Below are 21,628 nucleotides of genomic sequence, written 5' to 3'. Positions count from 1 at the left end.
ATTTCAACATATTTTAATAGAGAAAGAAAGGAGATGTTTTCCATGTCTTTTCCAAACTATTCGTCCCAAAGAGGCGAAGCCAAAACCTCTCCTGAATCCCTTTTCACAGGGAGAGGAGTTGGCATCGCCTTCCTAGATACAGGTATCTCTCCCGTTGCAGACTTTATCACACCTCAAAATAGAGTTATTGTTTTTCGGGATTTTGTAAGTGGGAAAAGAGGCCCTTATGATGATAACGGTCACGGCACCCATGACACGTAACCCAACTGTAAAAAAAGGAAGAACCCCCTTCCTTTTTCAGAAAGAGAGTTCTTCTGGAGTTTAATATGAGTCGTAACTACCATAACGATAGAAGACACCTTGAATCAGATTCATAGAACATACAAGTGGCAGTAAATAAGATGCTTGCAAATTAAATACACTTCCACTTACTAACAAAAACCATCACTACATTTCCGTCTATGTTAGCCTAATACATTCGGCAAGAACATAGAAATTGCAGGTATGTATGTGATTAACATCAAGGTTACAATCATCAGCACCAAGAAAGGTACAATTCCTTTGATGACGGCATCCAACGTTGTCTCCCCAACTCGCGAGGCGACGAACAAGTTTACACCCAAAGGAGGTGTAATAAAGCCGATTGCCAAGTTCACAACCATGATAATACCGAAGTGTGTTACATCTACACCCAATGCTGTTACTACAGGGAACAGGATTGGAGCCAAAATCATAATGGCACACAATGTTTCCATGAAACAGCCAACAATTAACAACAATATGTTGATTAACAGAAGAATAAGAATCTTACTATCTGTCATGGATGTCAAGAATGTTGCTACTGTTGTAGGGATACGGCCCAATGTAAGAACTTTAGAGAAACCAGCAGCACAACCAATTACAATCAGAATTGTAGCTGTTGTTTCACAAGCGTTCTTTGTTACATCCATTAACTGTTTAAGGTTCAATTCTTTATAAACCAAACAGCCAATTACCAAGCTGTAAATAACGGATACAGCCGCTGCTTCTGTTGGTGTAAAGATACCACCATAAATACCACCTAAAATAATTACGGGAGAAAGCAAAGCCCACTTACTATCCCATGTTTCTTTCAGTGCTCTACCCCAGCTAAAAGGTTGATCATCACCCTTGTAGCCCATTTTTCTTGCGAAATAGTAGGAGTATCCAATCAAAACAAAACCGATTAAAATACCAGGAACAAAGCCTGCTAAAAACAGCTTACTTACAGAACTATTTGTGGTAACGCTATAAACAACCATGGGGATACTGGGAGGAATAATAACACCGATAGAACCTGCCGCAGCAATCAAAGCCAGTACGAACTTTCTATCGTATCCCTTTTGTAACATAGTAGGTACAACCATACCGCCTACCGCTGCAACTGTTGCAGGGCCAGAGCCGGAAATAGCTGCAAAGAACATACAAACAACTACAGTTACGATAGCCAAACCACCTTGAATTCGACCAAAGTAAACATTGGCAACGTTCAGCAACCTTCGGGAGATACCGCCGCCGCCCATCAACTCGCCGGCAAAAACGAAAAACGGAATCGCCATGATGGGGAAAGAGTCTACACCAGTTACCAAGTTTTGCGTAATAAATCCAAAAGTCAACTGCTTTGTATATAAGATATACGATAAGGACGCAATACCCAAAGAAAAACCAATAGGCACAGTTAAAACTAAACAAGCTATCAGTGTGCCAAAAACAACAAGAGCAATACTACCTGTCATACTTCAGCCACCTCCTCATGATTCTTTAATGCTTTTATTCTTCTAAGAACACATTGAATCTGACGGATGGCAGTCAAAACAAAGCCTACCAAAGGCGCTGCGTAAACAAACTGCATGGGGATACGCATCGCTGGAGAGAGCTGACCGCTCCATGTGATTTTTTGGAATACTGTGATGGCTGTTATTGCAATAAAAAGAGAAAATGCCAAAACGATAATTTCACTTAAAAGTTCGATAAAAGGTCTTAATTTTTTCGGATAAATGTTAATGGCCGCATCAATACGAATGTGCTTTTCACGACGAGCTGTATAGCTTACCGCAAAATAAACAAGCCAAACAAACATATATCTTGCCAATTCCTCCGACCAAACCAAGGAATTTTGGAATGCATAACGCATGATAACCTGAATGAAAATAATGATACTCATTAAAAACATCAATGGAATGATAAAGAACTCTTCCAAATGATCATTAAAAAACTTCATTTTTTTGCCTCCCCTCTCATTTACGAAGCTGACTCTACACCTTCAGCGGGATATTTTGCTTTCGCTTTTTCTACCTCGCTATACAGTAAATCAATAATTTCTGGATTGCTTACCTTCTTATAAGCTAACTCTTTAAGGCCAACGCAAGCAGCTTTAAATTCTTCTACTGCTTCTGGTGTTAATTCGGTGAAAGTCATACCAGGATAGTTTTTGATGTTCTCGATCGCAGCCGCTTCATATTCGGAGCATCTTTCACGCTCATATGCTACTGCTTCATCGGAAACACGCATTACAATCTCCTGTTGTTCCGGTGTAAGAGACTTGAATTTCTCATTACTCATTAAAATAACATAAGGGGAGTAAATGTGTTTTGTGTATGTATAGTACTTTTGAACTTCACAGAACTTTGTCTGCCATGTTAACTCTGCACCATTATCCTGTCCATCTACTGTGCCCTGCTGTAATGCAGTAAACAATTCAGTAAATGCCATAGGGGTAGGGTTCGCCCCATAATTTTTCCACTGTGCCAACTGTAATTCATTTTCCATGATACGGATCTTTAGCCCTTTCAAGTCACTAACGGATTTTACTTCTCTGTCAGAAGTTGTTAATGTACGGAAAGAGTTTTCCTGCCATTGTAATAACTTGAAGCCTTTATCTTCAAGACCTTCAGCAAGAGTATCTCCTAAAACACCATCCAGCACTTCATAAACCTGCTGCTTATTATCATATAACCAAGGGATGTCTAAACAGAAGATGTCATTACTAAAAGATGCTACGGTGGCATTCGTAGCTAATACAATATCATAATTGCCAAACTGACATCCTTCTAATAGCTCTCTTTCACTTCCCAAAACGTTATCTGTATATATGTCACAACTTAATGTACCGCCACTTTCTTGTTCCAGACGCATTTTGAAGAATTTCGCTGCGTCGATGGTAGCTGGTGCATTTCCTAAGGCGTAAATAAAACGATAACAATCACTGGTTAACTCCACACCTGAATCAAAACTATCAGGCTCTACCTTTGTCTCTACAAAACCAGTTGGTGTTGCAGGGGTATCGGTCTGCCCTGTTTCTACAGGTTCTTTCCCACACGCAGTGAGCCCTAGTACCATAACTGATGCTAATGCAGCAGCTATACCTCTTTTCAACATAGATTTCCCTCCTAAATATTGAACGGTTTCCGGTTCTTTCTCTCCTTAAAAAATCAGTTTTCGGAGCATCTTTTGTAGGGTCGTTGCTGTTTTGATCCCGGCCGAGGATTCAAGATGGTAATTTTACAATAAGACAAACTTCTGAAAAATTATTCATCTTTAATTATTATAAATATTCATTTTTCGACAGTCAATCCGTAATTAAGACGAATAAAACATGTAAAACAACCTCTTTTAAATCTCATTTTTATCCTTTTTTAACGAAATTCTTATCTTAAATCTATGAAACAGCTTAGAAAAGATATTTATGCACAAAAAAAGCTATGGTATTTTGTATGCTATATAATTTCATCCTTATTCTTCGAATCTTTTTTTTTTGCCAAATGAGACTATTATTTTAGCATTAAATATTTTCAAAAAGAAAAAACCCTTAGTTTGTTAATGTTTTTACAGGAAAAAGTGGATTTTTTTTTTCAGGTATTATATAATGCAGTAAGGGGAAAAGGATGAACGAAAACTAAAGTTAGGATGGGGTAATAGTGGAAAATAAAAATGTGCAGCCTCTAGAAGGCAAAAAGCTTACGTTAACAAACCAAATTTACCAAGAAATAAAAGATAGCATCACGAAAAAACAATTTCTACCTGGCGAAAAGCTAAATATTAAAGAACTTGCAAGACAGTATAATGTTAGTGATACACCGGTAAAGCAAGCACTTCAGCGCTTAGCAGAAGAAAAAATGGTGGTGAACACGCCGAATAAAGGCATGAGTGTACGTACGTTAACCCCCCATGAACTAAACGATATTTTTGATATGCGATTAATGATGGATACCTTCTTTATTAAGGACATTATTTCGACTTTGAACTACAACAGTAACTTGCGCCAACAATTAGTAGAAAATTTGGAAGAACAAAAAAAATTCATCCAAACCAACGAATCCTCTTGTCTTCCCGAAAAATATTTTTCTTTAGACATGGAGTTTCATACCCTCTATTTAACTGCGTCAGGTAATAAAAAAGCAGTGGAAGTGTTAAATGATTTACAACCTTTTACTTATGCAACGGGCACTTATCTAAATCAGCCCCACTATCGGGATTGTGAATGTGTGGCTGAGCATGAAGACATTCTAAAGGCTGCCTTTAATGCAGATTTAAACGCATTGAACCATGCTATCCAAACCCACATTGCAAACTCCAGACGTGCTTTGCAACTAATATTTAAGGTAAATCAGATGGTTTTACCCAATGAATAATGAAAAAGCCCCCTTTTAGCTAAAACTAAAAGGGGGCTTTTTCATAAAGGTTACATTTTCTAAGTTTACTTTTCAATTTTCTTGTGTAATGGATGGTTTTCGTCTCAAAAACGAATTCATTACTAACTTTTCTAGTTATATTAGGAAAAATAAGGAGTTTTCACTAAAAATTTCATCTTGTCCGACAACATCTTCTTGTCTTACAACGCCCCCTATTTTACGATTTTTACCAGTTTTTCTCTCATTTCTTCCGAGGCTTTTTTAATATCTTGTGCAGCGAACAATGCCGAAACCACAGCAACCCCATCGATACCCGTTCCCGAAAGTTCCTCTACATTGTTTAGACTAATTCCACCAATGGCAACAACAGGTATATCAATCCCCGTACAAATTTCTTTTAACCCTTCGAAAGATACGTCAGAGGCGTCCAACTTAGTGGAGGTATTGAACATTGCTCCTACACCTACATAGTCAGCCCCTCTTTCTTGGGCAAGGAGGGCCTCTTCTACCGTACGGGTAGAAACACCAATAATCTTATCTGCTCCAAGCCTTTCTCTTACACTGCCCGCCTCCATATCACTCTGTCCAACATGAACGCCATCAGCATCAACGGCTAAGGCCACCTCTATGTTATCATTAATTACAAAAGGCACTCCATATTTTTTACAAACTTCCTTTACTTCCTTTGCCTGTTCCAAAAACGTATCAAAGTCTGCGTCTTTTTCCCTTAGCTGAACAAAAGTAGCACCACCCAGCAATGCCTTCTCCACATCATCGGCAAGTCTTCTGCCATTTAACCAAGTACGGTCTGTCACAGCATAAAGCAATAAAGTTTTTTTATCTAGCTTCAATTTTAATACCCTCCTGTAAAATACCATCGCTCATATTACTCATAGCATCTATAATATAGGTACGATAGGAAGACGTACCCCCTAATGCAGTCTTTTCAAGTCTTTCAAATCCAATTTCACCGCTCAAGCCCATTGCCGCTACCGCCACTGCTGTTGCGTCTAATAAATGTTTTGGGTTTGCAACACAATAAGCTGCCACTACACCACTAAGCATACATCCCGTACCCGTAATTTTAGACATCAATGGATTTCCATTACGAATTGCATACCCTTTGCTCTCGTTGGCTACAACATCAATTGCCCCTGTCATGGCAATCACAGCACCGGTTTTTTTACTCAATTTTTTAGCAAACTCCATCATATCATCTAAATTTTCTTCCGTAGCACGGTCAGCAATATCTGCATCCACACCTTTTGTTGTTCCTTCACCACCCCAAAGGGTTTTCAACTCAGACACATTGCCACGAATGACAGAAAAACGCACTTCTTTTAAAAGCTGCATAGCTGTTTCCGTTCGCAATTTTGATGCCCCTGCTCCCACTGGATCCAGAACCGTAATATGGTCCAACTCGTTGGCTCTTTTTCCTGCTAAAATCATAGATTCAATGGTACGGCCATTTAACGTGCCTATATTGATATTTAAACCTCCACAAATACTTGTGATTTCTACCACCTCGCCGGCATCATCTGCCATGATAGGAGAACCTCCGCAGGCCAATAAAATATTGGCTACATCATTTACTGTAACGTAATTTGTAATGTTGTGCACTAGAGGCACGGTTTCTCTTACATTTTTAATAATATTTTTCTCCACTTTTTTTCCTCCTTAAAAAATCCGTTAGATTTTCCAGCGGAACCCTTCGTAAAAACTATTCGCAAAACTATCTCATAATTTTACTAATATAACGGACAGTGTTTTCCACGGCATTAAGATGGGTGTACTTTAGAGTTTCCGTTAGAAGACTATGCGTATTTTTGCTTAACAAAAAATACTTATAACGGACGGCGTTTGTAACGCCTTTGTTTTCTGTGAGAGCTTATACTCTGCACTGAAATCAGCGGAAGTGCCCCTCACCTAAAGAGGCGGGAACTTACCCAAGTCCGTTAAAAAAGACATTCCCTTTGGGAATGTCTCCATAAACGAAGTATGTTCCCTACGTTGGCATTATCCAAATCAGGTTTGCGGTCGAAGTATCGGTACTTCCTCTCAGCCTGCCTACAAGCTCCCCTTTGACGATATCGGAATTGCTTCCTAATTTTTAGAATAGCACAGGGAAATATCTTTGTCAAACCCTTTGTCCCCTTGCACCACGGCGGTTTGACTCCATGGTTTTCTGCACTTTTTCAAACATTTTTTCACTCAAAATAGGTGCATGGGTATTTTTAACTACCACCCAATGCTGTTTCGGCACCTCCATGGTTTTTGTAGACTTGAAGCTGATTTTCTGTTCCTTTCCCTGCACCATATGACCAATATATACGGGATTCGTCAGTATTTTTCGAATGGTGCCTGCACCCCAACGTACGCTGGGCTTACGCCCCATATCCTGACCCCGTCTTTGTTTTTTCTGAGATGGAGTAGGAATATTTTCAAACGTTAGTTTATCTGCAACCTTCTTACAGGATAACCCCGATAAATACAACTTGAAGATATATTGTACCACTTTAGCCTCCTCCTCAAGAATCACCAAGTGGTGACGGTCATTCAAATCTTTCTCATACCCATAGGGTGCATAATTTCCCAAAAATTGGCCCAACTCCATTTTCTTGCGTAAAACAGAGCGAATGTTTTCAGAAAGTTCCTCGCAATACCACTCATTTACCAAACTATTGATTTGCCTTGCCTTTTTATTTTCCTTGTTTGCTGTGTCAACACCGTCCACAACAGTAACAAAGCGAATGCCCCATAAGGGGAACTTTTCATGGAGATAATGTTCTGCCGTAGCTGCACTACGGGTAAAACGGGATTGGGTTTTGCAAAGTATAATGTGGAATTTTTTTTTCTTAGCATCCTCAATCATCCGACAGAAGGATGGACGATCCTCTCGCAATCCCGAATAATCCTCATCTTCATAAATATCATATAGTTCCCACCCCTTTTTCTGGGCATAGGCAATCAGCATCATCCTTTGATTTCGTATACTTTCACTTTCTTCCCCCGTTCCATCTTCTACAGACAAACGGCAATATAAGGCAACCTTGGGCATAAAAAAGCCCCCTTTTTTTCTTCCTTGTTACCAATATATACGAAAAAACCCCTCCCTTATCCCTATAAAAAATTGCCGTCTTTTCATTTTTCATTATTAAGTCTTTTATTTTCTTTACCATAAAAAATAAACCCACTGCATAGCAGGGGTTTTCCATTTTTTCTGTGTTTCATCTCAAAGCTTTAGAAACTTTGCCAAACCCTACTTTTGATACAAAACATCCTCCCCAGCTTTTTTCAAATAAAAAACCCGCAAACAAATTGCGGGCATCAATTTTAATCCAAATTTTTAAATATGTATTTCTGACAGTGAAGACAACAGCTATCTTCTTTAATTCTCCGTTTACAGTCAACGGTTTTTTTGCAATGGGGACATATATACGCTTTGGCTTCAAAAACAAAAGCAAACACCGCAAGAGCTACCATCAATACAAAATTGTGTAAAAAAACTAAGCTCATTGCCGCTAATGCCAGCAAAAGAATATACAGCTTTTGGATTTTTTTATATTTTGCCAAAAGTGCTTGACCTTTTTCAGATATTTTCAAAGAAACATCCCCCCAATTTTTGTATCACTTTCTTTTTATTTTATATCAATATCGGTACAAAAGCAATATAAACATACGTGACCCATGTCACGGGTATTGCGTGCGGTAATGGCGTCCTCTCCAACGGGCGTTATGCAGGAGTTGCCTCACAAGCACACATCATTTCTCTTAAAATTTTGGACCAAAACGGTCAAGGCAGCTCATCCCACGCAGTTGCCGCATTAAGATGGATAATGGACAACGCTAATAAATATAATATAAGAGTAGTAAATTTATCCATCGGTTCCAATGACAGAAAGGTAAATCAACCGCTAAAAGAAAGTGTGGAGGCACTTTGGCGCAGAGGAATCGTTGTAGTAGCTGCCGCAGGGAATCCCGATGGACGTAGAGGTTATCAACCCCCACCGCCCATCAGCCCCATGGTAATTACCGTAGGAACTTGGGAAGACCGTGATTATTTTATTAGACACAAGCCCTTTTCACTGTTTACCAAGGAGATTTCTTATCTACCAGATATTTGGGCACCCGGAGAGAATATTGTTTCCGTTCTCTCTCCAGATTATCAATTCTCTATGCCCAACCGAAGTCGGGAAAATATCATTTATCCCAATTATATCAGTATGAGCGGTGCTTCGATGGCCACCCCCTTGGTGAGCGGGGCGGCTTCGTTGCTATTAGAGCGATTCCCCCATGCCAAACCCAACGACATAAAGGCTGCTTTGATTAAAATAGCAACTGAAAATGGAGGGCTGTTGGATAAAAGTACCTGTCTTACTCAAACAGGAAAGGTGGTTTTGGTTTAATGGAACGAAATATGGTTTATGAACTGGCAAAAACACTTCAGCACACAGAAGGTCTTGAAAAAGACTTTCTGGAGATGACTACGTCACTACGAGAAGCAATTGAGAAAAACTACATTCAAAAAATCCAAATGGCGGCGGGAGATCAAAAAGCTTTTGCCGTAGAACACCCACCGAAGGAAGTAACCCTTTTAAGGGCAATTGCGCCTTTTTTAGATGAAAATGGCCGAGGGCAAATTCAAAGTATCACCCGCTCCTTGCTTTTAATGCACACATTGCAAAGCGTAAATAACAGCGTTACCCACATTACAGAAGACGGCGGTCTGATTGCAGCACGAAGCAGTGACGGCAGTGATGGAACTACAGAAAACTTAGATCCTCAGTCTGCTAAAATTGCAGGTTTGCTTATGACCCTTGCCCTTGTAGAAAAATTTTGAAAAATAAAAAAGCCTTTTTCTAGTGATAGAAAAAGGCTTTTTTTCCTTAAGGATGCTGATTGATGACAAACATGTTCATCTTCTTAATATACTTAATATCCTCTTTTGTAAATACCAATTGCTCTTTCATTTCTTCATTTTCCTCCATAATATCGGGAGAAAGTAAAAATTTAAAAGATGCAGGCAAAATAGGGTGTGTAGAAAGCCCTGATAACATGCCCACCATTCTGCTATTATGGGTGAAGGAATTTATAGCATACATGAAGACCTGCTCCACCTTATTATTTTGATTCTCAAAGTTAAAGTTTGTAAAAGCATCGAACTTACGCATGGTGCCATGATAAAGAAATTTACACTTATAGCAATTAGTATAATCTTCTAAATCAGCATAAAAATTTGCATTGTAGATGCCATTCTCACCTACCCCTTGTACTTCTATAATGTTCTTTACAATGCGACCTCTTCGTCCATCATAAAAGTACAAGTAATAACGGGTTTTGCCCGCCTTCCTTTTTGTGAGAGCCTCCCCTTCTGTTTCACTAAGGGACGCAGGGTTTTCATAATCAACAAGCTGGTTTACAGAAATATCCAATGCATCTGCAATGGAAAATAACGTTTCGATATCAATGGATATATCCCCATTTTCATACTTAGAAACCGTTGCTTTGCTTTTGTTAATCATTCCTGCAAAAGTCTCAATTGTTAAATTTTTCATCTTTCTGTAAAGCCTGATCCGTTTACCCACATGGATACTGACTTCTTTCATAGTTTCCTCCTACTTTCTTTATTCTATTATCTTAGAAGACTAATCTAAAATCTAATTCGCCTACAAATTGATAGTATTCTTCAAATTCCAACAAAATCCTTTCGAAAAAAGACTTTTTTTTAAAAAAATCAGATTTTCGCTTTTTTTGTCCTCCAGTAGAGAACAAGTTTCATGTAGCAATAACTGTTTCAAAAAAAGAACATCCCAATTTGCACCAAAATCCGTACAAAATAGGTATATTTTCCACTGTAAGTAGAAACTACCTATTTTTTGATACCGCATTTCCAAAGTTATTGTTCATCATTGTAGTACATTTGATTCTAATTTTTTATTAATAAAATAGAAATTTTGATGATTTATTACCATGATTCGTGAAAAAAAACACATTAATGTACAAAAAAAACCAATGAAATGTTTTTCACTCCTATATCCTATTTGCAATTTGTACATTTCACTAAAATAATAAAATCTTTGATTTTTTGATGGTTTTAACTATATTCTATACAAATTCCGTCATTTTACAATAGTTTTTTTAGTTTCGTTATGTTTTCTTAATAATTTGTTTCGCTAAACTATTTTTCATCCATTTGAAATCTTCGCCGTTTTGTAACATAATAATATCCATGACGCAGTCATCTAACTTTATTAAAGCAAAATAATAGAAAAGTAGATTTTTGCGATGTATGAGAAGAGCAGAGAGAGAAGAAGAAAAGTTATTCGAGGAGGTCTCATCTATGAGAGAAAAGAACAAAAGCATGATCGACATTGCAGTTATCGGTTTGGCCCTGTTTGCAATGTTCTTCGGTGCAGGTAACCTGATTTTCCCCCCTTACTTGGGCACAAATGCAGGTAGCGATTGGTTTACAGGATTTATATGTTTCTTTATTGCCGATGTAGGTTTGGCATTGGTAGCTATTTTAGCAATGATTAAAACAGGCGACGTTTCTATGAACGGCATCACTGGTAAGTTGGGTAAGGTTCCCTCGGTAATAATCAACTCTTTGATTGTATTGTGTATCGGGCCCTTCTTAGCGATTCCCCGTACTGCTGCTACAACCTTTGAAATGGGTGTAATGCCAATGTTCCCATTCATTAATTCTTGGGTTTTTGGCGCAATTTTCTTCGGATTGGTACTTTTGTTTACGATTCGTCCTTCTGGCGTTGTAGACGTAATCGGTAAATTCTTGACACCAGCTTTGGTTATCTGTCTTTTGGCCTTGATTGTAATTGGATATCTAAACCCTATTGGCGAAATTGCTACTACTACCCACTTTGACACTGTAAAAGAAGGTATTATGGCGGGCTACCAGACAATGGACGTTCTGGCTTCCATCGTTTTTGTTATTATTATTATTTCTGCAGCAAAAAGCAAAGGCTATACTGAAACAAAGGAAACAATGAACGTTGTTATTAAGTCCAGTCTTTTTTCCGCTGTTGCATTATTCATTATTTACGGCGGATTGGCGTTCTTAGGTGCTACTACATCCGCAGGCGGCTTTGAAGGCTACAATCAGACCGCTTTGGTTGTTGCCATTACACAAACATTAATTGGCGACTATGGCGTATTGGTATTGGCAATCATCGTATTCTTTGCTTGTTTAACGACTGCAATCGGTTTGGTTTCCTCTTGCGCTTCCTTCTTTGAGGACCTGACCAAGGGAAAAATTTCTTATAGAACAATGGTTTTAGTTACCGTTGGGTTCAGTTATATTGTTTCTAACTTTGGTATTTCTACAATCATTAGCATTGCAGCTCCAATCTTGACTTTGCTGTACCCAGTTGTGCTGGTAATGATTATCTTAACATTTTTCGGCAAACATATCAAAAATAACAATATTTTTATCGGAGCAGCACTATTTGCTTTATTTGCAAGTGCCGCAGACGTATTATTAGGCTATGGCTTACCCTTCGATTTCATCAGAAGCATGCCTTTCGGTGCGTACCAGTGCGGCTGGGTTGTTCCCGCCATCGTAGGTGGTGTTATTGGTAAATTCATTCCTATGTCTCAAAAAGCAATTCTTGCAACAAAAAAAGGAAACTCTGATGTAGCTTAATTTATCCAAACTTCCTAAATATTGAAACAAATAGCTGCAAAAAAGAACAGTGATTCACTGTTCTTTTTTGTTTTGTAAAATAAAAAATAACCCAAGCTAATCTTTACCATATTTTGTAATATCCTAATGACTTATATAGGCCTCCTTGATATAATTAAGAAAAGGGGTGACTATTATGTTAAACTTGGGAAAAAACATTGCGTTCTTACGCTATCTAAAGAAGTTAACACAGGAAGAATTGGCAGAAAAGGTAAATCTTTCTCCTCAATCCATAGCAGAGTACGAAGATGGAACGATACAGCCTGACATAGAAACATTGGTGAATCTTTCTGAATCTACAAATGTAGATATTAAGCATTTAATTTACGGATTTCCTTCTGTCCAAGCACAAAAAAAGCAACGGAGGGAGTTTATTGCACTGTCTATCCTGACCATGGTACTTTGGTGTTTTCAGGTACTCCTCCAAAAATTTGTGCATGAACCGGCCTACAGATCTTTTGATGTAGGCTTGAAAATTTTTTATTACACTCTCGCAAAACCTATGTTTTACACCACTTTAGGTTGGACAATTGTCACGGGAGTACAGTTATATCTTGAACTTAAGCCACTAAAAGGGAAACATACTCATAAGCTGCATAATACCATCGGATTACTTTTGCTGGCCTATTTTATCTTTGCAATCCCACCGACCTTCAACGCTTTAGGGGATACTTATGCCTATTATCTTGCTTCTAAACAGGGTTTGGGGTTTAGCTCTACACCTATCCCCCTTTGGCTGGAATCTTGGCACTATGCTCTCATGATACTAATATTTAAGCTATACCCGTCCTTCTATCCTATTTTTATTATTTTAGGAGCCGCCTTTGGACTTACAAAAACAAAAGAGCCAGCTTACAATAAAAAACCCCAATCCTAAGTAAGGATCGGGGTTTTATTTAATTTACAATTACTTCTTTTCTATAATCTTATCTGCTACATACAAACCATTTGCCGCCGCCTGGGATAAAGAACGGGTAAAGCCCGCACCATCGCCGATGGCATAGAAGTCAGGGTAACCATCAAGCTCAAATTCTGTACACTTAGGTCTTGCAGAGTAATATTTACACTCTATACCATACAGTAAAGTGTCGCAGTTTGCTGTACCAGGGGCAATTTTATCTAAAGCGTGTAACGTTTCAATAATGTTATCCAACTGACGCTTTGGCATACAAAGGCTCAAATCACCCGCCACCGCATGCAAGGTAGGTCTGGTTGTAGACTTAGCAATACGGCTCTCGTCAGAGCGTCTACCTTGTTCTAAGTCACCCAAACGCTGTACCATAACGCTGCCACCGCAAATCAAGTTGGCCAAGCTTGCCACATATCTGGCATACTCAATAGGCTTTTTAAATGGCTCTGTAAAACGGATGGTTGATAACAGGGCAAAGTTTGAGTTCTGGGTTTTTCTGTCCTGCTCACGGTAAGAATGGCCGTTTACAGTCAAAACACCACCTGTATTTTCCGTTACCACATTACCTCTTTCGTTAAAGCAGAACATTCTTGTTGTATCACCGTACTGTTTAGAGCGGTACCAAATTTTAGGTTCATAGATTTTTTTACTGAAATGATCCCAAATCATTGCTGGAAGCTCTACACGCACACCGATATCCACCTGATTATTTTTCAAAGGAATGTTATTCTTTTCGCACCAATCAGAGAAGAATCGACTGCCAACACGGCCCACAGCGAAAATGATTTTATCCGCTGTAATCACGTCTTCCTCCCCTCTATGCACCAAATGGATTTCCTTAGTATCTTTATTCACATCTGTGGCTTCTGTATCCACAGCAATATCTACTTTGTCTTCCAAGTATTCAATCAGCTTACGCATTGTTTCAAAATTACAATCTGTTCCCAAGTGCTTTAACTGGGCCTGACTCATATGCAAATCATACTGCAAGCAAAGGTGTTTTAATTCATCATTGGGCATAAAACGGTCTGTAGTTGCACCAAACTTCACCAAAACCTTATCTGCCTGTTCAATATATTGTATTACTGTTTGAGGGTCCAAAAACTCCGTTAACCAGCCGCCATATTCTGTGGAAATTACGTACTTCCCATCAGAGAATGCGCCTGCCCCTGCCATACCTTCCATAATGGCACAAGAGGAACATTTGATACACTTTTTTACCTTGCCTGTCACAATAGGGCAATGGCGCTGCTGAATGGCATGACCCTTTTCCATAATCAGCACTTTCATTTGTGGGTTATTTTCAACCAAACGGTATGCTGTCATAATACCGCCGATACCTCCACCGATAATTGCTACGTCATAATGCTTTTTCAAATTCATAAGAAGCACCTCCTAGTGTGGCATTGCTAAATGCCTGTTTCAGTCACTCATATTTTTACATTTTTTGTGCATAAATATTCTTTGCGCGCAGAAAAAGAGCGAAACTCTTCTATACTTTTGTAAGAAAAGTTTCGCTTCACTTACGACTTATTTTAACGTATTTCATTTCATAAGTCAAGGGGTTTCTTTTGTGTTTCCAAAAACTCAAATAATGTTCCCACGCATAATCATTCATAACAAGAATATATGTTTTTCAATTAAAGACACCGCTGAATTTTTTTCATTTTCTAAAGAATGATATGTCATTACCTTTTCCCTTGTAACATTGAAAAAGGCAGCCGTCCCTTTTGGGGACAACTGCCTTCTCATTTTTAAGCTTTTTATAAGCTTTTTAGAAAAATCACTTTATCTGCTCTGCAATAACTTCTTTTGCCTTTTCCAAAGCTTCACTAATCTTTGTTGCATCCTTACCGCCAGCCTGTGCCATGTTAGGGCGGCCACCACCACCACCGCCACAAACGGCTGCAGCTGCTTTCACAACATTACCTGCATGAACACCCTTTGCAACAGCGTCATCGGTAGCCATAACCATAAGATTTACTTTTCCGTCAGCACCGCCTACCAAAACAACAACACCACTACCCAGCTTGTTCTTCAACTGGTCGCCTAAAGTACGCATGCCATTGCTATCTAAATCCTTAACCTCTGCCACCAGCACAGCAACGCCGCCTATTTCCACTTTGCTGTTTAAAATATCATCGGCAGCACCGCCAGCCATTTTTGCTTTCAGTTTCTCTAATTCCTTCGCCAATTCTTTCTGCTCTGCTACCAGCTGTTCAATACGTCCCACCAATTTTTCAGGCCCTGCCTTAACCATACGGCAAATTTCTCTCAATTCCTCTTCCTGTGTCTGGTAATGCTTCAAAGCTTCCGCACCCGTTACTGCCTCAATACGACGCACCCCTGCTGCAACACCATTTTCCGATAGAATTTTGAAAGAACCAGCCTGTGCTGTATTTGTCAAGTGGGCACCACCACAAAGCTCTACACTATAACCATCCATATCAATTACTCGTACAACGTCGCCATATTTTTCACCAAATAACGCCATTGCACCTCTACTTCTCGCCTCATCAATGCTCATTTCCATGGCATCAATGACATAACTTGCAAAAATCGCTTCGTTTACCATTGCCTCTACTGCTTTCAATTCTTCATCAGTCATCGCTGTGAAGTGGGTAAAGTCAAAACGCAAACGTTCTGGGCTTACATAAGAACCTGCCTGTTCTACATGGCTACCCAAAACAGTTCTTAATGCTTTTTGCAGCAAGTGAGTGGTACTATGGTTTCTTGCTGTTGCCATACGTCTTTCCCAGTCTAATGTGGCAACGGCTTTTTCTCCAACGGAAACAGAGCCTTCTGTCACCTGTCCCACATGAGCAATTTTCCCGCCAATGACCTTAATACAATCCGTTACGGTAATAACGCCACTTTCTGTTTTGATCATACCGTGGTCGCCTACCTGACCACCGCTTTCCGCATAGAAAGGTGTGCTATCCAAGAAAACAGAAACACTATCACCATTTTGTGCCGCCTCAGAAACTTCATCATTGGCAATCAATGCAACGATTTTCCCATCAGCCGCCTTTACATCACAACCTGCGAATTTTGTTTCCAAATCCACGGGCAATTCGTGGTAAACGGTTTCCGCAGCTCCCATATAGGTGGACTTGCCCCTTGCCGCTCTTGCTCTTTCTTTCTGCTGTTTCATTTCTGATGCAAAAGCCTCTTCGTCGACCTTCATGCCTGCTTCATCTAAGATTTCCTTTGTCAAATCAATGGGGAAACCATAGGTGTCGTACAGACGGAAGGATTTTTCACCACTCATGACAGTCTGACCAGCAGCCTTCATCTCATCCATGTCGCATTTTAGGATTTCCATACCATGGTCTATGGTTTTATAGAAGCTGTTTTCTTCGATGGAAAGAATTTTATAAATATATTCCTGTTTATCTACCAATTCGGGGTAAGCTTCACCACTACAAGCAATTACCGCTTTAGAAAGCTCTGCCAAGAACTCCCCTTCAATGCCCAATAACTTTCCGTGACGTGCACCACGGCGGAGCAAACGACGAAGCACATAGCCACGTCCCTCATTGGAAGGCAGCACGCCATCAGCAGTCATCATGGTTACAGAACGGACATGGTCTGTAATCACACGAACAGAAATATCTATTTTGCTATCTTTTCCATACTCCACATTTGCTCTTTCACAAATTGTATCACGAATGGATTTTACAGTGTCCACATCAAAGATAGAGTTCACACCCTGCAAAATAGTAGCCATTCGTTCCAAGCCCATGCCTGTATCCACGTTTTTCTGTGCCAACTCTGTATATGTGCCGTCGGGCTCTGCGTTAAACTGGGTGAGTACCAAGTTCCAGAACTCCATATAACGGTCACAATCGCAGCCTACAGCGCATGCAGGGTTGTCACAGCCATATTCTGGGCCTCTATCGAAATAAATCTCTGTACAAGGACCACAAGGGCCTGTACCATGTTCCCAGAAGTTATCAGCCTTGCCTAATTTTATAATTCTATCGCGGGGAACACCTACCACGTTATGCCAAATATCTCCAGATTCATCATCTTCTTCATAAATTGTTACATACAGCTTGTCCTCAGGTATCTCCAACACCTTTGTTACAAATTCCCAAGACCAAGGGATGATTTCATTTTTGAAGTAATCTCCAAAGGAGAAATTCCCCAACATTTCAAAAAATGTACCATGGCGGGCTGTTTTTCCAACGTTTTCAATATCCCCTGTACGGATACATTTCTGGCAAGTTGTAACCCGATTGCTTGGGGGAACTTCCTGTCCTGTAAAGTACGCCTTCATAGGAGCCATACCTGAATTAATCAACAACAAACTTTTGTCGTTGCGTGGAACCAATGGAAAGCTTTGCAAACGCACATGTTCTTTGCCTTCGAAGAAAGAAAGAAATGCCTCTCTTACTTCATTTACACCCATATATTTCATATTATTCCTCCTTAAAAATTTCATCTTAATTGATTTTTTAAAAAAAGAAAAGTCCCCGATCACTAAGGATCAGGGACGAATAAACCGTGGTACCACCCTGCTTACGGTTTTTTAAAAAAACCGTCGCTTTCATGCCGTTAACGCCGACCTACGCCGTAACATACTTAAATTTCCGCTACGGAGCTGTGAATATCCAAAAAGACTGCTTCTTCAACGGGCTTCCGAGAACCTCTCACCAATGGTTCCCTCTCTGCAAAGGTCTGCCGTGAAATACTCCTTCTTTTTATGGCTTTTAAATTCATTCGATTAAGAAGATTATAGTAAGCCGCTGTTGGTTTGTCAAGAGAAATGCAAATATTAAACAGCGCAAATTCTTGTCGTCAGAATTTAAAAAAGTATACAAAGAAAACGTATGATATGGTAACTTAAAAAATTTAACAAACAAACAAATCCACAGAAAAAACTCCAGCCCATGGCGAATACAGATGAATCAAAAATTAAATCAGAAAATGTAAAAGGGCCTATTTAATAGACCCTTTCTTATCGTCAGAATTTAAAAAATATATTAGTCTTACGAAATTATATAAAGCAAAAAGCAAACAAAGTGTTCTTACAATCACAACTCCATCCACTGACAAACCATATCCAAACGCTGTTAAAACCGTAGGTCTAAAAAAACAATACAGAGAAATAAAAATAACAATTAGCTCTGCTGTTACAATGTTGCTTTTATTCATTCCATTTCCGCCTTTCAAAGCTGATTTATTTTACAGCTATCTCCCTTCCCATGCAAAGGTAGTTTGCATGGGTTTCCTATCTACATAAATGCCACCCGTGGAAATTGTTAAATCAGGATATGAAAAAGCATCTCATAAGAAACAGAATTCATTTTATGATTACAAATCCTCTCCTGCCATCATTTTTTCCATGGTTTCACCCATTCGTTTTAAACCTACTTCTATTTTATCATCATCTAAACCACAAAAGCTTAACCGCACATGGCTGCTGTCTTTCCCACTGATTTCAAACTGGCTTCCAGGGGTAAGAATTACATTTTTTTCTAACATTCGGCTGCAAAAAGACTCGGCACCTACCCCTTCAGGTAAGTTTATCCAAAGGCTTACTCCTCCCTTTGGTAAAAAGTAAGTTGCCCTACCACTCAAGTATTTTTTAGCGAATGAAAGGGTGCGGTGGTACTTTTCCCCACCAAAACGACGCATGGCTTTGGCATGGCGGTCCCAGCCGTTTTCCCTTAAATACTGTTCCATGGCTTTTTGGATAAAGCCAGACGTGGAAATATCTGTGGTATATTTCGCCTCCATTACCCCTTGATGCACCTTCTTGGGTAAAACCATAAGACCCATTCGCAAACCTGGCATTAATATTTTGGAAAAACTCTTAATATAAATTACTCTATTTTTATAATCTAATGCTTTTAGCGGCACTGGCTTCTCTTTCGCATAGTAGAAATCATAGAAATCGTCTTCTTCTATGATGTAAGTATCATAACGCTCCGCCAACTCCAGCAAACGCCGTTTCTTTTCCATAGAGTAAGAGATGCCCGTTGGCGTTTGAAAATAGGCCATCATATAAATAAACCTTGGCCGGTAAAGCTTGAGGTAATCCTCCAAAACCGCCATTTTCATACCATCGCTTTCCATCGGGATTTCGATTAGTTTTGCTCCTCTGGACAAAAAGGCCCCTGCCGCACCATAAAAAGTTGGGCTTTCCACAAAAACCACATCACCAAACTGAATCATGGCCTTTGAAATAACGTCAATGCCCTGCTGGGCACCAGAAATAATTTGCACACTATCTACGCCTGTTTTGATTCCGTAATCCTCCAAATAGCAGCATAACTGCTGACGTAAGGGTTGATAGCCCATGCTATCGGTATATCGAAACGCTCCACCCTTTTCCTTCTCCAAAACCTCGTTAAAGGCTTTTTTAAAGGCATCCACGGGAAAAAGCTCATGGGGCAAAGAAGTATTTGCAAAATTAATGGCTTTTTCAAAGGAAATGCTGGCCTCAAAGCTATGCAGGTTCCCCTTTGCCACTGGCTCAGGAATGGCCTCCACAGGCAAGGGAGAAACAAAAGTCCCGCTGCCTTTTCTGGAATATACCATTTGCTTGCTTTCCAAATGCTTATAGGCTGCTACCACAGTCACATTATTTACACCATATTTCTCAGCCATTTTTCGTATTGGTGGCAATTTACTATCAGGGGGCAGGCTACCCTCTGAAATTAGCTTTGCCAGTCCATCAGCCAGCTGTTGATACAAAGGTGCCTGCCCCTCTTTATTTAATTTGATATGAAAGATTGTATCCGCCATTGGATCCTCTCCTTTTTTACTCGTAACGTTTTCTGCCTGATGCACCTGCAATCCCCATGGCTTCTCGGTATTTTGCAACGGTTCTGCGAGAAATTTGAATTCCTTCTTTTTGCAACTTTTCCGTTAGTTCTCTGTCACTAAAAGGCTTCTTTTTATTTTCATCTTCAATCATCAAGCGTATTTTTTGTTGAATGCTATCGGCTGAAATACTCCCTGTGCCTTCTGACGATAACGCTTTTGAAAAAAAGGTGTTCAGGGGCAAAACACCTCTATCGCATTGAAGATATTTATCTCTCACCGCACGGCTTACCGTTGATTCATGAACCTGCATACACTCGGCAACATCCGCCATACGCAAAGGCTTAAGTTGTCCATCCGGGCGTATAAAAAATTCTTTTTGATGCTCAACGATGCATTTTGCCGTTTCAAGCAGAGTGCTTTCCCGTTTTGAAATACATTGCATTGCCCATTCCGCCTGTTTCAATTTGTTGGAAATATACTCTTTTGTTTCCTCAGAACCGCCTTCTCGCAAAATTTTAATATAGGACTGGCTGATAAACAATTTGGGGGTGGTAGTACCATTGATTGTTACCAACAGCTCCCCCTCCCGTTTTTCCACAAAAACATCGGGCACGATATATTCCACCGGATTTTCACATAAAAAACCTCGGCCTGGTTTTGGCTCACAACTTCGAATTTCATCATAGGCATCCACTGCCTCATCTACTGTAACCTTCAACTGTTTGGCAACATAACTAATTCTATTTTTGGCCAAATCTTGTAAGTGTTTTTCTACCATAGTAATAGCAACGCTAGAAGCTTGCTTTAGTCGCAACTGTATCAACAGGCATTCTTCTAGATTTCTTGCCCCTATACCGGGGGGGTCTAAAGATTGCAGTATTCCTAGAACATCAGCACTGCAATTTCCTTTCAGTCGGAACCTTTCTTCTGCAGCCTCTAAGGCTCCTTGTTCCAGATAACCGCTATCTTCCGTACTTTGGGCTAAAAACCGCAACACATGCTTTACCCCTTCATTCACCTTTAATATATTAATTTGGAATAGGAGATATTCACGCAAGCTTTCCCGTTCCCGTCTTCCAATAAGTTCCTGACGATCCCTTTCGTCTTCTTGCTCCACACGATACAAGCTTCGGTTTTGCTCATCCGCTTCTTCCAACCACTCTAGCTTTCGCAAAAGTTTATCATCTTTTTTTGGCTGCTCCCCAGAGGTGTCCTGCCATTCCAAAAGAGGATTTTCCTCAGCCAACTCCTGAATATATTCCGAAAGGGTAATTGTGTTCATCTGCAAAATTTCAACAGATTGTTGCATTCTTTGTGATAAAATTTGCTTTTGCGCTAATTGCAGGGACAAATCCACAGTATCACCTTCTTCACTTATATTTTAACAATAAGTTTCTCTTGTCTTTGGCACTTTTTTCATTTTATCACAGTTGTTGCAGAAAAAAAAGCTACAAAACTGCCATGTTATAATAAATTCACAATTTAGTAAGTTGTGTTTTTGTCAAATTACCTTAAAATTCCTAAGACCTAACCCAAATAATTATGGTAATATATTATCATTTACTTTTTTAGATAATAATAGTAAACTAGAGT

Annotated in this window: 18 protein-coding genes, 1 pseudogene and 1 other annotated feature; of the genes and pseudogenes, 6 read left to right on the top strand and 13 right to left on the bottom strand. The window is 39.5% G+C overall.

The window, feature by feature from the left end; genetic code table 11:
- Positions 1 to 42 precede the first annotated feature (42 nt).
- Positions 43 to 252: pseudogene (locus RBQ60_RS00715) on the top strand (hypothetical protein); the annotation flags it as partial.
- 212 nt (positions 253 to 464) lie between these two features.
- Here RBQ60_RS00715 and RBQ60_RS00710 read toward each other — a convergent pair.
- Genes RBQ60_RS00710 through RBQ60_RS00700 form a run of 3 tightly spaced genes read right to left on the bottom strand, consistent with a single transcriptional unit; the run spans position 465 to position 3,396 of the window.
- Complete coding sequence (locus tag RBQ60_RS00710) at positions 465 to 1,754, bottom strand: TRAP transporter large permease (protein ID WP_307884690.1); 1,290 nt, start codon at positions 1,752 to 1,754, stop codon at positions 465 to 467.
- Positions 1,751 to 2,239: a TRAP transporter small permease gene (locus tag RBQ60_RS00705; RefSeq protein WP_307884689.1), complete on the bottom strand. Its 489-nt coding sequence runs from the start codon at positions 2,237 to 2,239 to the stop codon at positions 1,751 to 1,753. The genes RBQ60_RS00710 and RBQ60_RS00705 overlap by 4 nt, the downstream gene beginning before the upstream one ends.
- A gap of 20 nt (positions 2,240 to 2,259) precedes the next feature.
- On the bottom strand, positions 2,260 to 3,396 hold the full coding sequence (locus RBQ60_RS00700; protein WP_307884688.1) for a TRAP transporter substrate-binding protein: 1,137 nt from the start codon (positions 3,394 to 3,396) through the stop codon (positions 2,260 to 2,262).
- Positions 3,397 to 3,935: 539 nt separating this feature from the next.
- On the opposite strand from RBQ60_RS00700, the gene RBQ60_RS00695 reads away from it, so the two are divergent.
- Complete coding sequence (locus tag RBQ60_RS00695; RefSeq protein WP_307884687.1) at positions 3,936 to 4,649, top strand: GntR family transcriptional regulator; 714 nt, start codon at positions 3,936 to 3,938, stop codon at positions 4,647 to 4,649.
- Between the two features lie 212 nt (positions 4,650 to 4,861).
- Here RBQ60_RS00695 and thiE read toward each other — a convergent pair whose 3' ends face one another.
- The 4 genes from thiE to RBQ60_RS00675 form a co-directional block, all read right to left on the bottom strand.
- Positions 4,862 to 5,500: a thiamine phosphate synthase gene (gene thiE, locus RBQ60_RS00690; protein ID WP_307884686.1), complete on the bottom strand. Its 639-nt coding sequence runs from the start codon at positions 5,498 to 5,500 to the stop codon at positions 4,862 to 4,864.
- Positions 5,487 to 6,314: a hydroxyethylthiazole kinase gene (thiM, locus tag RBQ60_RS00685; protein ID WP_307884685.1), complete on the bottom strand. Its 828-nt coding sequence runs from the start codon at positions 6,312 to 6,314 to the stop codon at positions 5,487 to 5,489. The genes thiE and thiM overlap by 14 nt, the downstream gene beginning before the upstream one ends.
- 472 nt (positions 6,315 to 6,786) lie before the next feature.
- Entirely contained in the window at positions 6,787 to 7,707 is a 921-nt protein-coding gene (locus RBQ60_RS00680) for a recombinase family protein (RefSeq protein WP_307884684.1), read from the bottom strand.
- Between the two features lie 275 nt (positions 7,708 to 7,982).
- On the bottom strand, positions 7,983 to 8,252 hold the full coding sequence (locus tag RBQ60_RS00675; RefSeq protein WP_307884683.1) for a hypothetical protein: 270 nt from the start codon (positions 8,250 to 8,252) through the stop codon (positions 7,983 to 7,985).
- A 77-nt stretch (positions 8,253 to 8,329) separates the two neighbouring features.
- On the opposite strand from RBQ60_RS00675, the gene RBQ60_RS00670 reads away from it, so the two are divergent.
- Entirely contained in the window at positions 8,330 to 9,055 is a 726-nt protein-coding gene (locus RBQ60_RS00670; RefSeq protein ID WP_307884682.1) for a S8 family serine peptidase, read from the top strand.
- Positions 9,055 to 9,489 carry a hypothetical protein gene (locus tag RBQ60_RS00665; protein ID WP_307884681.1) on the top strand — a complete coding sequence of 145 codons (435 nt, stop codon included), beginning with the start codon at positions 9,055 to 9,057 and terminating at the stop codon, positions 9,487 to 9,489. The genes RBQ60_RS00670 and RBQ60_RS00665 overlap by 1 nt, the downstream gene beginning before the upstream one ends.
- Before the next feature lie 46 nt (positions 9,490 to 9,535).
- Here the strand turns inward: RBQ60_RS00665 and RBQ60_RS00660 are convergent, their stop codons facing one another.
- On the bottom strand, positions 9,536 to 10,255 hold the full coding sequence (locus tag RBQ60_RS00660) for a helix-turn-helix domain-containing protein (protein WP_307884680.1): 720 nt from the start codon (positions 10,253 to 10,255) through the stop codon (positions 9,536 to 9,538).
- A 734-nt stretch (positions 10,256 to 10,989) separates the two neighbouring features.
- On the opposite strand from RBQ60_RS00660, the gene brnQ reads away from it, so the two are divergent.
- Together brnQ and RBQ60_RS00650 are read left to right on the top strand one after the other, a co-directional pair.
- A complete protein-coding gene (gene brnQ, locus RBQ60_RS00655; RefSeq protein WP_307884679.1) occupies positions 10,990 to 12,309 on the top strand; it encodes a branched-chain amino acid transport system II carrier protein in 1,320 nt (439 codons plus the stop codon).
- 238 nt (positions 12,310 to 12,547) lie between these two features.
- The gene (locus RBQ60_RS00650) at positions 12,548 to 13,225 is read left to right on the top strand and encodes a helix-turn-helix domain-containing protein (protein ID WP_307884678.1); all 678 of its coding nucleotides are present in this window, start codon (positions 12,548 to 12,550) and stop codon (positions 13,223 to 13,225) included.
- Between the two features lie 30 nt (positions 13,226 to 13,255).
- Here RBQ60_RS00650 and RBQ60_RS00645 read toward each other — a convergent pair whose 3' ends face one another.
- From RBQ60_RS00645 to rpoN, 5 genes are all read right to left on the bottom strand, one after another.
- Positions 13,256 to 14,641, bottom strand: a complete 1,386-nt coding sequence (locus tag RBQ60_RS00645; protein WP_307884677.1) for an NAD(P)/FAD-dependent oxidoreductase — start codon at positions 14,639 to 14,641, stop codon at positions 13,256 to 13,258.
- 400 nt (positions 14,642 to 15,041) lie between these two features.
- A complete protein-coding gene (gene alaS / locus RBQ60_RS00640; RefSeq protein ID WP_307884676.1) occupies positions 15,042 to 17,681 on the bottom strand; it encodes an alanine--tRNA ligase in 2,640 nt (879 codons plus the stop codon).
- Between the two features lie 68 nt (positions 17,682 to 17,749).
- Positions 17,750 to 17,977 (bottom strand) — a binding site (T-box leader).
- Between the two features lie 225 nt (positions 17,978 to 18,202).
- Complete coding sequence (locus RBQ60_RS00635) at positions 18,203 to 18,418, bottom strand: hypothetical protein (protein ID WP_307884675.1); 216 nt, start codon at positions 18,416 to 18,418, stop codon at positions 18,203 to 18,205.
- A gap of 159 nt (positions 18,419 to 18,577) precedes the next feature.
- The gene (pdxR, locus tag RBQ60_RS00630) at positions 18,578 to 20,014 is read right to left on the bottom strand and encodes a MocR-like pyridoxine biosynthesis transcription factor PdxR (RefSeq protein WP_307884674.1); all 1,437 of its coding nucleotides are present in this window, start codon (positions 20,012 to 20,014) and stop codon (positions 18,578 to 18,580) included.
- A gap of 16 nt (positions 20,015 to 20,030) precedes the next feature.
- Positions 20,031 to 21,392, bottom strand: a complete 1,362-nt coding sequence (rpoN, locus tag RBQ60_RS00625; RefSeq protein WP_307884673.1) for an RNA polymerase factor sigma-54 — start codon at positions 21,390 to 21,392, stop codon at positions 20,031 to 20,033.
- Positions 21,393 to 21,628: the final 236 nt, after the last annotated feature.

Origin of the sequence: Anaerotignum sp. MB30-C6, assembly GCF_030908465.1 — a bacterium.
Classification (GTDB): Bacteria; Bacillota; Clostridia; order Lachnospirales; family Anaerotignaceae; genus Chakrabartyella.
Note: the sequence above shows the minus strand (reverse complement) of the source record. Positions and strands in the feature narration are given on the sequence as shown.